We start from the raw sequence: 15,102 nt of genomic DNA, 5'->3' as shown, positions 1-15,102 counted from the left end.
CGTAGCTGCCCTGGCGACCTTCCTGGCCACGACTTGGTGACCGTCGTTCGCCACACCGACGCTGGGGACGTGGAGAGCTGCGAGCCGGGGCTGGGAGCAGTGCGTTGTCACCTGTAGCGAGCATCGGTAGGTTCCGATCATGTCCGACGCCGACTTCACTCCGCTCCGTGTCACCCAGGTGGCGTACGGGCGTGACATCGACTTGGCGATCCGGGAGTGGGCGCGGGCCAATGGACACCCGATCAGCGATTGCGGCCGGGTCGGTCACGGGCTCGTCGAGGCATTCTTCGCTGCCAACCCTGACGTGTATGAGCGGGCTGAGAAGACCGAGGCGGTGCATGCCGCCGCCCGCATGCCCGGTGCCTCGCCGGAGGACTATGCGTGGCAGGACGAGGGCCCGCTGGGACCGATCTACACGATCACCCTCGTCAGGGGAGTGGAGGAGTACGAGGTGCTGCGGCGGTTGGGCGCCGCCCCGGAACACATCCGCCTGATCGACGTGGATGAGTACCCCGACTCCAGCCGCACAGAGATCGTCACGGTACGGCGGGCGGGAGATTGGACCATCGTGATCGAGGAGTGCGGCTGGCTCGGCGTGCAACGCGAGGTCATCGGTAAGCTGTCCCGCGATGGCGAGGAGGCTGTCGCCGTGATGCGACACGATTACGCCGCCAGGCACGACTTCGCCTACGCCCTCGACGGTGAGCTCGTCACCGGTTTCGATCCGAGCCAACCCGGAACCCGCTGGGGCACCGCACCCGACCGGCTCAACCGGCATCTTCGCCAGCTCGGCATCGACCCGGCCACCGACGACTGGATCGACAACGCCATCCAGGCCGTCCTCGCGCTTGCCGGCCGAATCTCCGGCGTCGTGGTCACACCCGCGCACATCGAGCGTCCCGTTCTCGGTGCTGCATTCTTCCGTTGAAGCCGGCTCTGCCGCCTCGGTGTCCGGCTGATCCAAACCGGCGTAGAGGCCGGATGGTCAACTGCGAGTTCTCCGGGCCGACTTGCAGCCGGACGATAGTCGGAGGTTCTTCCACTGGGGTCATGGGACGGTTACGGAAGGCGTCGAATTGTCCCTTATCGTGGTTTTATTCCTGCCCGTAATTGTGGTTCAAGTTGATAACGAGGTGATTGCTCGAACGGTAGGGCAAAGGCGTTCGGGGCTAGTGTTCACTCGTGCTTCTTGATCGCATCCACACGGCTTCTCGGTCTGCTGATCGTGCGTGTGATCGGAAGAGGTGAGCGCGTGGGATTCTTGGACCGTTTTCGGGGTGAGCCGGGCCGGCGTCGAGCGGCCGAGGGGCATCATCCGTCCGGGCACGACGGTAGGCAGGCTGCAGCTCCCCGCCGCGCGGTAGTCCCTGCAGGAACGGGATATCCGCAGCAGCCGCAGTCGCCCCCGCCTCCGCCGCCTCCCGTGGGACCTTGGCTGCCGCCAGGCGTCGGGGTCGGCGTCGCGGGGCTCAACATCGTCGGCGGCCTGCTGTATGTGGGCGCCGGTTTACCGTCGGTATCGGGGCAGACGGTCGAACCGGCGTTGATCGACCCGCGACTGCCCGTCGACCTGCGCCGTCCGGATTGGACGGGACAGGGCCTGCGCTACTGGCCGTCCTATGCGTCGATTCCGCCGGATTCGCGTGCCGCCTATCTGTCCTGGCTCGCCGACGGACGGCGCTACCCGCATGTGCCCATTGGCTATGTGTTCCTCTACTTCTATGGCCTGGAACGACGGGCTCTGCACGATCTACGCCTGGATCGTTCCACTGTGGGGCGCGAGTTGTCGATCATCCAGGCCGAGGTTCGCCGGCTTCTCCGGATCTACGGTGAGAACTCCTCCTTCCGGAGCTATGCCGGTGAGTTCGACCAAGTCCTCGACCTGCTGATCCTGGCGGGCCAGGACACGCAGCCCAGCGCTGGGCATCCCCCTGAGCCTTCTCGCGAGGTGACGCCGCTTCGGCTGACGGTGGGATTGGGGGAGTTCGCGGCGGAGGGACGACCAGTCCCCGCCGAGTGGGCGTTGGCCTGGATCCGCTCCCACCCCGACTACTACCCGCGTACTCCGGCGACGCGTTGCGCCGCTCAGTTCGATGCGCTGTTCCGCGCGCGGTACGCCGCGCGTCATCGTGCCGGGCTGGTGGTCCGGCCTGGACGCAAGGAAGTCTCCCTTGATTACCGGCCCGCCAGTGCCGGCTTCGGCGGGTACCCCCGGCTGACACTCCACGGCATCCCCGACGTGCTGACGCTGGCCGCGCCGACACGCAAGCTCGTGGCGTTGGCTGACGAGTGCACCACCGACTTGGACGCCTACAGCCGTTTCGTCGGACGCTTCCCGGACCGGCAGGCGAGTGTGCAGGCGCAAGCACTGCTTCCGGCAGAGTTGCTGGACCTCGAGTCGGGAGGCGCGAGCCGCGCCGTGACGTGGGCGCGGAACCGTCTTGGCGCGCAGGAGACCGCTCTCGTGCCGACGGAGGAGTTCGCCGCGCTGCTGGACGCGTCTGAGGCCAAGCCGGCGAAGAAAGACGTCGTCGCTTTGGCGCAACTGCTGGGCAGCGTGGGGATCGGAGTCGAACCCGATCCGCGGCTGGGCGGTCCGGTCCTGTCGAGCGGTCCCATGGTGCTTTTCGCCGCTCCGGGCGGTCCCACCGCGGCATCCTCGGACGCCTACCGCGCCGCGACGATCCTGCTCCATCTGGCGGCGGCCGTGAGCGCCGCCGACGGGGAGACCTCGGAGGCGGAGCAGGGTCATCTCAGCGATCACCTCGAACGGGCCCTGCACCTGACACAGGACGAACGCCGGCGCCTGCACGCGCACCTGCGCTGGCTCATCGCCACCGAGGTGAAGCTCACCGGCCTGACCCGGCGCCTGGCCGAGATCGACGAGAGACAGCGGGCCTACGTGGCGGAGTTCCTCACCGGGGTGGCCGCAGCCGACGGTCATATTTCTCCTGAAGAGGTCAAGACCCTCAGCCGTATCTATCGGCTGCTCGGACTCGATCCCGCCATGGTGAAGGCCGTGCTGCCTGCCGCCGCTCACCCCGCTCCAGCGGCCGGTCCAGTGGTCGTTCGCCATGCTGAGCCGGAGCCGGGCTTTGCGATTCCCCGCCCTGTCGACGTTCGAACGGCCCCGGCCGCCGTGCACCTCGACCACGGTGCCATCGCCGCCAAGCTTGAGGAGACGGCCAGGGTGGGGGCGTTGCTGGGCTCGATCTTCACTGAAGAGGAGCCGACACACGCGCCCTCGCCGCCTCCGGCCGCTGATCCGGTCGCCGGGCTGGACGGCCCGCACTCCGGCCTCGTACGCGGCCTCCCGCAGGTGGAGCAGTTGTCTCGGGGGGAGTTCGAGGACCTCGCGGCGAAATGGAACCTGCTCCCCGATGGCGCACTCGATCGCATCAACGAAGCCGCCTACGAGGTGGGCGGTGAGCCGTTACTCGAGGGAGACGACCCGATCTGGGTCAATCGATACCTGCTGGGAGAGATGCTGACGTGACCACGACGATCCCGATCCGCCCCCGCGAGCGTGACGCCCTCCTCCAGTCGCTGCGGGCGGGCGTAGTCCCTCGGGCCGGCCAGCGGCATGTGCAGGTGGGCCGGGCCCCCGAGGTCCAGGCCCTGGTGACCGACATCGATCGAATCGCCGGTGGTGGGTCAGCCGTGCGTTTCGTCATCGGTGACTTCGGCGCGGGCAAGACCTTCTTCCTGCACCTGGTGCGATCCATCGCTCTGGAGAAGAAACTGGTCACCGTTCACGCCGATCTCAACCCCGACCGCCGCCTGCACTCCACCGGCGGCCAGGCACGCAGCCTCTACGCCGAACTGATGCGCAACATGGCCACCAGAGCCAAGCCCGACGGCGGGGCACTTTCCGCAGTCGTCGAGAGGTTCGTCTCCACGGCACTTGCCGAGGCCCAGCAGGTCGGCGCCGACCCCGGGCAGGTCATCCGTACGCGCCTTGCCCACCTGGCCGAGATGACCGGAGGATACGACTTCGCCGAGGTCGTCGGCGCCTACTGGCGCGGGCACGACAGCGGTGACGAGCAACTGAAGGCCGCCGCGGTGCGCTGGCTGCGGGCCGAATACTCCACCAAGACCGAAGCCAGGTCCGCGCTCGGCGTCCGGACGATCATCGACGACGCGACCTTCCACGACCACCTCAAGCTGATGAGCCGGTTCGTCCGCCTGGCCGGATACGACGGCATGCTGGTGTGCCTGGATGAGATGGTCAACCTCTACAAGCTGGCCTCCACCCAGGCCCGCAACGCCAACTACGAGCAGATCCTGCGTATCTTCAACGACACACTGCAGGGCACGGCCGCGCACCTGGGCTTCTTGTTCGGCGGCACCCCCGAGTTCCTCACCGATTCCCGTCGCGGGCTCTACAGCTACGCCGCACTGCAGTCGCGGCTGGCGGAGAACTCCTTCGCCAGGGACGGGCTGGTGGACTACTCCGGGCCAGTGCTCCGTCTTACCGCCTTGACCCCGGAGGACCTCTACGTCCTACTCACGAAGATCCGGCACGTCTACGCCTTCGGCGACCCGTCCCGCTATCTCGTCGCCGACGACGCGCTGCCCGCGTTCATGCACCACTGCTCCAGCCGGGTCGGTGACGCCTACTTCCGCACGCCACGAACGACGATCAAAGCCTTCTGCGACCTGCTGGCCGTACTGGAGCAGAATCCCGGAGCGGACTGGCGGCGGATTCTCCCCTCGGTCGAGCTGGACCAGGAGAGCAACCCCGATCTGGCCCCGCTCGAAGAAGACGAGGGTCTCGCCACGCAGGCATCGGTGACCCAGCCCGGAGCTTTCGGTGACGACGACCTCGCCTCCTTCCGGCTCTGACGCCTTCCAGCTGCTCCACCCCAAGGTGCAACGGTGGATCTGGCAGCAGGACTGGCCCGAGCTGCGCCCGGCCCAGGAGGCGGCCGCCGCTCCCGTTCTCGCGGGTGAGACAGACGTGCTCATCGCCGCGGCAACCGCCTCGGGGAAGACCGAGGCCGCGTTCCTTCCCGTCTGCTCGGCGCTGACCGCGGATCCGCCGCAAACCGGCGGGTTCGCTGCGATATACATCAGCCCGCTTAAGGCGTTGATCAACGACCAGTACGGCAGGCTCGACGAGCTGTGCGAACACCTGGACATCCCGGTGGCCCGCTGGCACGGCGACGTCGGCGCCGGCGTCAAGAGCAAGCTCCTCGACCGGCCCCGGGGCATCCTCCTGATCACCCCCGAATCGCTGGAGGCGATGTTCGTCCTGCGCGGGTGGAAGATGCGCGACCTGGCCGGTGCCCTGCGCTACGTCGTCATCGACGAGATGCACTCGTTCATGGGCACCGAGCGCGGAGCACAACTGCAGTCCCTCATGCACCGGCTCGACCTGGCCGCCCGCCGCCGCGTCCCACGGATCGGACTATCGGCCACACTCGGCGACATGCGCGCGGCGGCGGATTTCCTCCGGCCCGGCAGCGGGGACAAGGTCACCGTGATCGTGTCGGACGCCGACGGTCAAGAGCTTCAGTTGCAGGTGCGCGGCTACGTCGAAACGCAGCCCAACCTCTCTGCCCTGGACAGAACCGCCGATGAGGACGCGGAGCAACAGACGGGCGAGGAGGACTCAGGGGAGCGGTCCGCCATCGCCGATCACCTGTTCACGACCCTGCGCGGCTCCCACAACCTGATCTTCGCGAATTCCCGGGCTGCCGTGGAGGAGTACACCGACCTGCTCAGCCGTCGATGCGACCAGGCGGGCGTGCCGAACGAGTTCGTCCCGCACCACGGAAACCTCTCCAAGGACATCCGCGAGCATGCCGAGTCCCGCCTCAAGGACCGTGCCCGGCCGGTCACCGCCGTCTGCACCTCCACCTTGGAAATGGGGATCGACATCGGATCGGTCTCGTCGGTCGCGCAGGTCGGAGCGCCCCCCGGGGTCGCCGCCCTGCGTCAGCGCCTCGGACGTTCCGGGCGACGCGGAGGGCCGGCGATCCTGCGGGTCTACATCCGCGAGCGTGAGCTGTCACCAACGCTGCACCCAGCCGAGGAACTTCGCGCTCAGCTCGTGCAGACCATCGCGACGATCGAGCTTCTGCTACAGCGCTGGTACGAACCCCCACACGGAACGGCGCTGCATCTGTCCACCCTGGTGCAGCAGACTCTCTCGCTGATCGCCCAACACGGCGGCATCACCCCGAACGACGCCTACCGAACGCTCTGCGGCCAGGGCCCTTTTCGGCTGGTCGACGCCGCGACCTTCGCCGCCCTGCTGCGCGACCTCGGCGAAGCGACGATCATCCGGCAGGAGACCGATGGCCTCCTTCTGCACGGTGACGCGGGGGAGAAGCTGGTCAACCATTACACCTTCTACGCCGCCTTCGCGGCTCCCACCGAATACCGCATCGTGCATGGGGGACGGGCTCTCGGAAGCCTGCCCATCGAACAGTCACTCCCCGAAGGTGCTCTGCTGATTTTCGCGGGCCGGCGTTGGCGAGTCCTCGCCATCGACGCGCGGGCAAAGGTCATCGAGGTCGCGCGAGCATCAGGCGGCCGCCCGCCACGCTTCACGGGAGCCGGCCCGGAGGTACACGACCGCATTCGGACCGAGATGCGGCGCGTTTACCAGGACAGCGCTGTTCCCATCTACCTGGATGCGACCGCCCAGCGCCTCTTGGAGGAGGGCCGCGCCGCCTACCGCCGCTTCGGCCTGGAAGCCCAGCCGATCCTGGCCTACGGAAACGACACCCTGCTCTTCCCGTTCTGCGGTGATGCGATCATGACGACGATCGCGCTCACCCTGCATACCAGGGGAGTCAGCGTGGAACGACAGGGGCTGGCACTGGCACTGTCCGGAGCATCGCCGCAGACCACCGCCGACCTGCTGAGAGAAATGAGCGAATCCGAGCTGCCCACAGCGACCGAGCTGGCTCGGCTGATCCCCGACAAGAGAATTGACAAGTACGACGAATTGATCGGGGAGGAGCTCTTGGCCCGATCTTTCGCTGCCCGGCAGCTTGATGTTCCTGGTGCTCGAAACGTGATCAGCCGTCTCGCCGAGCAGAGCGCCCTCGCCTGTCTCTCGTAGCTCCAAACCGGTCCGTTGCTTCGTGAAGCATCCGGAAGCGGCGTCAGCGAGAGGGCGAATCGACCGGCGGTGGGGGGTCGGGTGGGAAGGCGGAGGAGAGTTGGGGGGTGGTGTCGGCCTACTCGTACGGCTCGCTCGGTTCTGGGATTTCCGTCACCTGGATGGCGGTCATCTCCGGTGGCACGGTTCCGTTCAGGATCTTGCGGGACCTCGGCGGGACCCAGGTGGCGGTCACCTCGACCCAGGTGTCGTCGGGCGGCGGAGCGGCGCCGAGCACAGCCACCTTAGGGCGATGGCGTCGGCCGCGCAGCAGCTCATCCGCATGCGGGTGACGTACCAGCGGTCTTTCTTCTTCGGCCGTACGACGAAGCCGGTCGCAGGACCCTCTTGCCGGTCGAGAGCGGGACGTAGGAACCGGTCGTCCCCGGGGCTAAAAGCACCAGCCGCGCCCAGGCCAGCCTCGCCCGGCCGACGCTGGTGCCGAAGACCTGGCCATCGTCTGATCTACCCGTCTTGTGAGCGTTTCAGGAGTTCCTCCGGCTGATTCCGCAACCGCGGCAGGCTGTAGAGCCTGGCCAGGCCCCATATGAAGGAAATGGACACCCATATCCGACAGCGATCAAACATGTCAAGAATGGAAGGTATATGGGCGTTCTGGGACGATTGCGCTGTGCATGTCGGCGGATCGTCCCTGCGTGCGTTACGTGCCGCGGTGTTCGCGGCAGCGTGCGTGCTGGTCTCAGCCGCTATGCACATGCTGGCCGGCGGGGCTCCCGTGCGCGGGGGAACCCTGGTCGCCGCAATGGCGCTGACCTGGCTGGGCGCGTTCCTCCTCGCAGGCCGTCAGCGGGGCCTGGGGGTCCTGCTGAGCGCTTCCTTCGGCGCGCAGTACGGGATGCACCATCTATTCACTCTCGGCGCCGCGCACGCGTCGCCGTCGCCGTGGACGGGTGAGCACGGCACCGGTTTGGGAATGCTGCTGATCCATGCCGCGCTGGCGGTCTTGTCCGCCTGGGTGCTGGAACACGGTGAGTCGGCCCTGGCGATGATCGTGCATCTGGCCGTCACGCCGGTGCGAGGACTGCGGGCCGTGTTGCGCGTCCTCGCGAGTGCGCTGGTCGACATCGCCGCACCCTCTCCCCGCCCCGTGGTGGAACCTCTCCTCCGGGTCCCTCGTCGTTCCGACTTCGTCGTGGTGGTCGCTCGGCGCGGTCCGCCTCTGGCCGTCTCCGTTCTCTGATACGGGCTGCCGCCTGCCATTGGCGGCATCGGCTCGCCATGCCGTACGCCCGTTTCGCCGCCCTGAACCGCGCTGAACGCGGTCCGCGGCGTAACCCCCCTACGCAGGTGACGCGTACCTGTCGGTGTGCGCTCGCCGTGAACGGAGAACCCCATGACTTCTACCGCTGATATTCAGCGTGCCGTCGATCCGGCCCGGCCTCCCCAGCCCAGGCGTGCGACCTGGGCGGTGCTGCGCCCGCTGGTGCTGCGCCTGCACTTCTATGCCGGAATCCTCATCGCCCCCTTCCTGCTCGTGGCCGCGACCACGGGCCTGCTGTACGCCGCCTCTTTCCAGATCGAGAACGTCGTCTACCGGCATGAGCTGACCGCGCCGGTGACTCAGACCAGCGTTCCCCTGAGCGAGCAGGTCACTGCGGCTCGCCAGGCGCTCCCCGAAGGGAAGGTGACCGCGGTGCGGCCCGCGGCCGAGCCCGGCCTGACCACCCGGGTGCTGCTGGACGTGCCGAACCTGCCCGAAAGCACTCAGATGGCGGTCTTCGTCGACCCCGGCACCGGTCAGGTGCGCGGCACGCTGGAAAGCTACGGCGGCTCCGGCGCGCTGCCCGTACGCGCCTGGATCTCCGACCTGCACCGTCGCCTCCACCTGGGAGAGCCCGGGCGGATCTACAGCGAGCTGGCCGCCAGCTGGCTGTGGGTCGTCGCCCTCGGCGGGCTGGCGCTGTGGCTGAGCAGGCGTCGCCGCAACGGCCGCCGCCTCCGTGGCCTGCTCACTCCCGACCGCGCCGCCACTGGGCTACGCCGCACGCTGTCCTGGCACGGCTCGGTGGGCTTGTGGGCCGTGCTGGGCGTGCTGTTCCTGTCCGCCACCGGCCTGACCTGGTCGAAGTACGCCGGAGAGAACATCGGCGAGCTGCGTACGAGGTTCGGCTGGGCGACTCCGTCGATCAGCACCGATCTCGGTGAGCACGCCGGGCACACGGGGCACGCCGGGCACGCCGCGAGCGGCGGCCAGGCCGGCGACACCGCGGACGTGGGAATCGACAAGATCGCGCAGGCGGCGGCCAGCTGGCGGCTGTCCGGCCCGCTGGAGATCGTCCCGCCGGCCGAGCCCGGGGCCGCGTACGTGGTCAAGGAGATCCGCAAGACCGCTCCCACGCGACTGGACCAGCTGGCGTTCGACCCGGCGACCGGGCAGTTCGTGGGCGAGTTGCGGTTCGCCGACTACCCGCTGGCCGCCAAGCTCACCGAGTGGGGCATCGACGCGCATATGGGGCTGCTGTTCGGCCTGGCCAACCAGATCGTCCTGGCCGCGATCGCAATCGGGCTCGTCACGCTGATCGTGCTGGGCTACCGGATGTGGTGGCGGCGCCGTCCGACCCCCGGATTCGGCCGGCCCTACCCCCGCGGCGGTTGGCGGGCGGTGCACTGGGGAGTTCTGGCGCCGCTGGCCCTGCTCGCCCTCGTCGTGGGGTACTTCCTGCCCCTGATGGGCATCTCCCTGGCCGCGTTCCTGGTGATTGACACCCTACTCGGGCTCCGTTCCAGGGTCGCCGGCTAGGCGCATGGCTTGTGCAGCCGGAGCCCGGATCCGCGAGAATTCGGGCTCCGGCCACATCACCCGCCGAGTGGTGAACAGTGGGCGTGTGTGGACATGACCGTGATGCGCGTACGGCGGGGAGGGCGCGGTTACGGAGCCTGGGGCCTGTAGTAGCGGGCCCGGCTCTCGCGGTTCGTCGCGGGCTCCCTTCGCGCCTCAGGCGGCGAACAGGAGAAGCAGGCCCACGACGGTGTAGACCACCATCAGCACGAGCAGGGGGATCTGGCCGAGGACGGCGGTCCGGCGGGGGGACGGGGCCAGCGCGCGGTCGTGTGCCAGGACGGTGCCCAGCACGTGGCCGATGACGATGACCGTGACCTGGAGGGTGGCGACTCCGGCGGGGGTGGTGCCGAGCGCCTGGGTGGTTCACCCGGCGGTGCCGAGCCAGTTCGCGCCGGTGTCCAGCGGGTCGGACAGCAGGGCGATGGTCCGCTGCCCATCCAGGAGGAACTCGGTGGCATCGGCCGGAGGTGCGGCACCCTCCGCTACCCCGGTGACCGTGGCGGACAGCCCGGATCAGGAGACTGGCATGCCGGGCTGGATCTGGGCGGTCGTGGCCGCGCTCGCTGTTCTCGAAGTGGCCGCCGTCCTGCTGGACGCGGCAGGAAACCGTCGACGCCGCCGCTCCCGGACAGCTCGGAGGACCCCGGATCAGGACCGGAGAACGGTGAGCGCGACTGACGGACGCGGCGCGAGAGTTTGAAGGAGGCTCGTTCGCGCCTCTCCGCATCAGGTTGTCGGGGCTGGGGAGAGAAGTCCCGGGCGGCGGCCCGTGGTTGGAACAGTGCTGCGGAAGGATCTCCTAGCACCACGGGCCGCCGCGGTCTTGGGCGGGAAGGTTCAGGCCACGCCTCGCGCGGCCTCAAAGCGGGAAGTCACGTCGGTCCAGTTGACCAGGCTCCAGAGCTTTTCAACGTAGTCCGGCCGGACGTTGCGATACTGCAGGTAGTAGGCGTGCTCCCAGGCGTCGAAGACCAGGAGCGGGGTGGTGTTCATCCCGACGTTGCCGTGGTGGTCGTAGACCTGCTCGACGACGAGCCGGCGGGAAAGGGGCTCCCAGGCCAGAACTCCCCAGCCGGAGCCCTGCACCGTGCTGGTCGCGGTGGTCAGCTGCTTCTGGAACGCCTCGAAGGAGCCGAAGTGCTCGTCGATCGCGTCGCGCAGTGCCCCGTCGGGCCGGTCACCGCCGTCCGGTGAGAGGTTCTGCCAGAAGATCGTGTGCAGGACGTGCCCGGACAGGTTGAAGGCGTAGGTCTTCTCCAGGCCGACCAGTCCGCTGAAGTCGCCCTTGTCCCGGGCTTCGGCGAGGCGATCGAGGGTGTCGTTGGCGCCCTTGACGTAGGCGGCGTGATGCTTCGCGTGGTGCAACTCCAGGATCTCGCCCGTGATCGCCGGTTCGAGCGCGGCGTAGTCGTAGGGCAGGTCGGGCAGGGCGTACTGGCCCATCAGGTCCCTCCAAACAGTTATTGCGAATCACTTGCAACTACATCTATCACGCAACACGGAGGTGTGAGTGTGATCGCTGTGATCGTCGAACTCGAACCTCCATCGGGGTGCAGGACCACGCTGCCGCTGTCCGCGTCGATCGCTGTGAGCGGATCGACGTCCTCAGGCGGCAGGAGCCATCTCGGACAGGTGACGGATGGATCCGCCGGACGGTCCGGTCCAGCGGATGAGCAATTCGTCGTCGTGGGTGATGGCCAGCACTCCGGCCCCCGATTCGAGGCGGTAGGCCTCCAGCCGTGCGACGAGATGGGCCTGGGTGGACGCGTCGAGCATGGTGGTCATCTCGTCGCAGATCACGTAGCGAGGGCGGAGGGTGAGGCTCCGGGCGACGCACGCCCGCTGGAGCTGACCGTCGGAGACCTCATGTGGGCGGCGGGAGAGCAGTTCGGGTGTCAGGCCCATCTCCTCGGCCAGTTCCCGCGCGTGCTCGATCGACCGGTGGGCGGCGCGGAGGGGTTCGGCGATAACGTCGAGCAGGGTGAAGCGGGGGTCGACGGCGAGCCGGGGCTGTTGGAATATCAGTGCGACCTGGCCGCGAAGCTCGCGTGGGACGCGGTGGCGCCAGCGGCGGACGTCCACTCCGTCGACGGTGAGCCTGCCCGCGGCGGGCTTCAGCAGCATGGCGAGCACGCGGGCGAGCGTGGACTTCCCGCAGCCGCTCGGCCCGGCGAGTCCGGTCACCTGTCCGGGCGATACCTCTATGCCGACGCCGCCCAGTACCCGTTGGCGGCCGTAGGAGACGACGACGCCCTCAGCGCGCAACATGGCTCTCCAGAGGGTGGTGGCAGGCCACCCGGTTGTCACCGAGGGGTGGCAGGGGCAGTCGTCCGCAGTCGTCGGTTGCCCTGGCGCAGCGCGGCCGGAAGGCGCACCCTTCGGGCAGATCGGTGAGCTCGGGCGGCTGGCCGGGAATCGCGGCGAAACGCCGGGAAGGCAGCGCGTCCAGCAGCCCTGCGGCGTACGGATGACGGGGCCCGGTGAAGAAGTCGGCTGCCGGTTCGAGGGACAGGATACGGCTGGCGTACATGACGGCGACGTGGTCGGCGACCTGCTGCGCTGCCCGCAGGTCGTGCGTGATGAGCAGGACGGCCCGGCCGTCGTCGGCGAGGCGGCGTAGCTCGGTCATGGTCGCCTCGACGAGGGGGCGGTCGAGGCCGCTGGTCGGCTCGTCGGCGATGATCAGCCACGGGTCGCCGGCGAGGGCGATCGCGTTGACCACACGCTGCGCCATCCCGCCGGAGAGCTGGTGGGGATAACGGTCGAGGTCAGATGGGCGCAGGCCTGCCCGCTCGGCCAGCGTGTCGGCGTGATCGGGGTTTCCTAGCTCGTGCAGGGCCTCGGTGAGCTGGGCGCGCGCTGTGCGGACCGGGGTGAGATGCGTGGTGGGACTCTGCGGGACGAGCCCGATGCGTCGGCCCCGCACGGTGCGTGCGAGGACCTTCTCCGGTGCTGCGATCAGGTTTACGGGGGGTGTGTCGCCGGACTCGAGCCAGGCGGCGCCCTCGACCGAGGCGTTGCCGGGGAGCAGGCCCATGAGGGCGTGGGCCATCACGGATTTGCCGCAGCCGGATTCTCCGACTAGGGCGAGGCACTGACCGCGCCGCACCTCGAAGTGGGCGTCGGTGACGGCCCGCACGGTGGCGCCGGGTAGGTGGAAGCGAACCGACAGGCCCTCGACGCGGAGACGTGGTGGTTTCACAGCTGCAGCTCCGATCGCCAGCGCGGATTGGATCGGTCGCGCCAGTACTGGGCGAGCGCGGAGATCGCCAGGGTCGGCAGGAAGATGAACAGGCCGGGGAACAGCGAGGCCCACCAGTTGCCGGCGAGCAGGGACCGCGCACCGTCGTTGATCATGTTCCCGAGTGAGGCGAGATGGGCCGGCAGTCCCAGGCCGAGGAAGCTGAGCGCGGTCTCGTGCCAGATGGCGTGCGGGATCATCAGCACCGAGGCGAGCATGATGTGCGGTATCAGATGGGGCAGGAAATGGCGGCGCACGATCCGCAGCCGCCTCGATCCGCCGGAGATCGCGGCGTCGACGAACGGCCGGGCGCGCAGGGTCAGGACCTCGGAGCGCACGATCCTGGCCGCGGTCATCCAATGGGTGAGCGCGACCGATACGACGACTGCGGTGGTGCTCGGGGTGAACAGCGCGACGATGAAGATGCCGAACAGCAGGTGCGGCACGGAGTTGAAACCGTCGACGATCCTCATGATGAGCCGGTTCAGCGTCCCGCCGGCCGCTCCGGCGGCGAGCCCGGCCAACGTGCCGATCGTGACAGAGACGACGGCCGCGGCGAGACCGACGAGCACGGAGACGCGCAGGCCGTACACGGCGCGCAGCAGCACGTCGCGGCCCACCTCGTCGGTGCCGAACGGATGCCTGAGCGAGGGCGGCAGCGAGGCGGCGTGAAGGTCGACCAGTTGCTGGTCGAGCCTGGCGAACAGCGGCACGAGCACCACGGCGAGCAGGAGCAACGCCAGCGTCACCGCGGCGCTGCGTGGGAAGCGGCGTCGGGAACGTGCGAGCCCACCCGCGACTCCTGTCGCCATCAGCTCACCCCCAGGACCCGCACCCGCGGGTCGGCGATCACGTACGCGGTGTCGGCGAGCAGGTTGCCGGCGACCACCGCAAGGGTCGCCAGCAGCGTGAGCGCGGCGAGCAGCGGGAAGTCCGCGGCGAGCGCCGCCTGCACGGACGCGGAGGCCACTCCGGGCCAGGAGAAGACGGTCTCGACGAGGATCGCCCCGGTGACGAGCTCGGGAATGCGGGCGCCCAGCAGGGTGATGAACGGCAGCAGCGCCGACCGGAGCGCGTGGCGGACGACGACCGTGCGTTCGCGCAGGCCACGGGCCCGGGCGCCGATGACGAAGTCCTCCCGCAAGGTCGTGATCAGCGACTCGCGGACGAACAGCACCAGCCATGAGGACTGCGAGAACGCCAGGACGGCCACCGGGAGGATCATGTGCCGGAGCACGTCGGCGGGCTCCACCGTCCCGGACGCCGCGTCGGTGAGGCCGCCGGGAGGCAGCCATCGCAGTCTCACGGCGAATATCCAGATCACGATGAGCGCGGTCCAGAACACCGGAGCCGCTTCGTTGGCATAGGCCGTGCCGCTGATCAACCGGTCGGCCCAGGAGTCACGACGCCAGGCCGCCAGCGACCCCAGCACGAGGCTTGCGGCCAGCATGACGACCATGGCGCAGCCGGCCGCGAGCAGGGTCCATCCCAGCCGTTCCCCGATCACCTCGGCGACGGGCCGGTGCATGCTCCGTGACTCCCCGAGATCGCCGCGGAGCAGGTTGCCGAGCCAGGTGAGGTACTGCTCGGCGAGTGGCCGGTCCAGACCCCAGTTGGCCCGTATCTGCCGGGCGATCTCCGGGCTCGTGGTCAGCGCCCGATCGCCGAGATACTGCCGCACCGGATCAAAGGGCGACGCCTTCGCCAGCACGAACATCCCCAGCGTGACGACCAGGAGCAGCGGCGCGGTGAACGCCAGCCTCCATGCCGCCATCCGTCCCAGGGCGCGCGTCATGCGGCGGGCTTCCACTCCGCCAGAGTGCGGAACAACCCGCCGGTGGCATGCTCGTGCGCTTCCACGGCCGGAGCGATGCCGGTCCACTTCCCGCGCACGACGTAGACGTGCTGGAGATAGACCAGGTAGGTCCAGACCTCGTCGTCGCG

General features: G+C 68.7%; 13 protein-coding genes. 6 read left to right on the top strand and 7 right to left on the bottom strand.

All coding sequences use genetic code 11. The features are described 5' to 3' along the window. Positions 1 to 139: 139 nt before the first annotated feature. The 4 genes from HCK04_RS34880 to HCK04_RS34865 all read left to right on the top strand — a co-directional run bounded on the left by HCK04_RS34880 (position 140) and on the right by HCK04_RS34865 (position 7,075). A complete protein-coding gene (locus HCK04_RS34880) occupies positions 140 to 928 on the top strand; it encodes a DUF6461 domain-containing protein (protein ID WP_142651618.1) in 789 nt (262 codons plus the stop codon). 495 nt (positions 929 to 1,423) lie between these two features. Next, the gene (locus HCK04_RS34875; RefSeq protein ID WP_168066519.1) at positions 1,424 to 3,496 is read left to right on the top strand and encodes a TerB N-terminal domain-containing protein; all 2,073 of its coding nucleotides are present in this window, start codon (positions 1,424 to 1,426) and stop codon (positions 3,494 to 3,496) included. After that, positions 3,493 to 4,845 (top strand): ATP-binding protein, encoded by a 1,353-nt coding sequence (locus tag HCK04_RS34870; protein ID WP_142651616.1) that lies wholly within the window; start codon positions 3,493 to 3,495, stop codon positions 4,843 to 4,845. The genes HCK04_RS34875 and HCK04_RS34870 overlap by 4 nt, the downstream gene beginning before the upstream one ends. After that, a complete protein-coding gene (locus HCK04_RS34865) occupies positions 4,814 to 7,075 on the top strand; it encodes a DEAD/DEAH box helicase (RefSeq protein WP_221890019.1) in 2,262 nt (753 codons plus the stop codon). The genes HCK04_RS34870 and HCK04_RS34865 overlap by 32 nt, the downstream gene beginning before the upstream one ends. 118 nt (positions 7,076 to 7,193) lie before the next feature. Here the strand turns inward: HCK04_RS34865 and HCK04_RS34860 are convergent, their stop codons facing one another. Further along, positions 7,194 to 7,358 carry a hypothetical protein gene (locus HCK04_RS34860; RefSeq protein ID WP_168066517.1) on the bottom strand — a complete coding sequence of 55 codons (165 nt, stop codon included), beginning with the start codon at positions 7,356 to 7,358 and terminating at the stop codon, positions 7,194 to 7,196. A 303-nt stretch (positions 7,359 to 7,661) separates the two neighbouring features. Here HCK04_RS34860 and HCK04_RS34855 point away from each other — a divergent pair, with 303 nt between their 5' ends. Continuing rightward, a complete protein-coding gene (locus tag HCK04_RS34855; RefSeq protein WP_142651615.1) occupies positions 7,662 to 8,315 on the top strand; it encodes a hypothetical protein in 654 nt (217 codons plus the stop codon). A 153-nt stretch (positions 8,316 to 8,468) separates the two neighbouring features. Beyond that, on the top strand, positions 8,469 to 9,875 hold the full coding sequence (locus tag HCK04_RS34850) for a PepSY domain-containing protein (protein WP_142651614.1): 1,407 nt from the start codon (positions 8,469 to 8,471) through the stop codon (positions 9,873 to 9,875). Between the two features lie 195 nt (positions 9,876 to 10,070). Here HCK04_RS34850 and HCK04_RS34845 read toward each other — a convergent pair whose 3' ends face one another. The 6 genes from HCK04_RS34845 to HCK04_RS34820 form a co-directional block, all read right to left on the bottom strand. After that, positions 10,071 to 10,208 (bottom strand): hypothetical protein, encoded by a 138-nt coding sequence (locus HCK04_RS34845; RefSeq protein WP_167530296.1) that lies wholly within the window; start codon positions 10,206 to 10,208, stop codon positions 10,071 to 10,073. Positions 10,209 to 10,754: 546 nt separating this feature from the next. Continuing rightward, positions 10,755 to 11,360 (bottom strand): superoxide dismutase, encoded by a 606-nt coding sequence (locus tag HCK04_RS34840; protein ID WP_142617307.1) that lies wholly within the window; start codon positions 11,358 to 11,360, stop codon positions 10,755 to 10,757. Positions 11,361 to 11,522: 162 nt separating this feature from the next. Then, on the bottom strand, positions 11,523 to 12,185 hold the full coding sequence (locus HCK04_RS34835; RefSeq protein WP_142617308.1) for an ATP-binding cassette domain-containing protein: 663 nt from the start codon (positions 12,183 to 12,185) through the stop codon (positions 11,523 to 11,525). Then, complete coding sequence (locus tag HCK04_RS34830) at positions 12,172 to 13,119, bottom strand: ABC transporter ATP-binding protein (protein WP_142651613.1); 948 nt, start codon at positions 13,117 to 13,119, stop codon at positions 12,172 to 12,174. The genes HCK04_RS34835 and HCK04_RS34830 overlap by 14 nt, the downstream gene beginning before the upstream one ends. Beyond that, positions 13,116 to 13,970, bottom strand: a complete 855-nt coding sequence (locus HCK04_RS34825; RefSeq protein ID WP_142651612.1) for an ABC transporter permease — start codon at positions 13,968 to 13,970, stop codon at positions 13,116 to 13,118. Before HCK04_RS34825 ends, HCK04_RS34830 begins: the two co-directional genes overlap by 4 nt. Then, entirely contained in the window at positions 13,970 to 14,932 is a 963-nt protein-coding gene (locus HCK04_RS34820) for an ABC transporter permease (protein ID WP_240972104.1), read from the bottom strand. Before HCK04_RS34820 ends, HCK04_RS34825 begins: the two co-directional genes overlap by 1 nt. Positions 14,933 to 15,102 lie beyond the last annotated feature (170 nt).

This window comes from Microbispora sp. CL1-1 (genome assembly GCF_012034195.1).
In the GTDB taxonomy this organism is placed as follows: domain Bacteria; phylum Actinomycetota; class Actinomycetes; order Streptosporangiales; family Streptosporangiaceae; genus Microbispora.
This window is presented reverse-complemented; position numbering and strand designations above follow the sequence as displayed.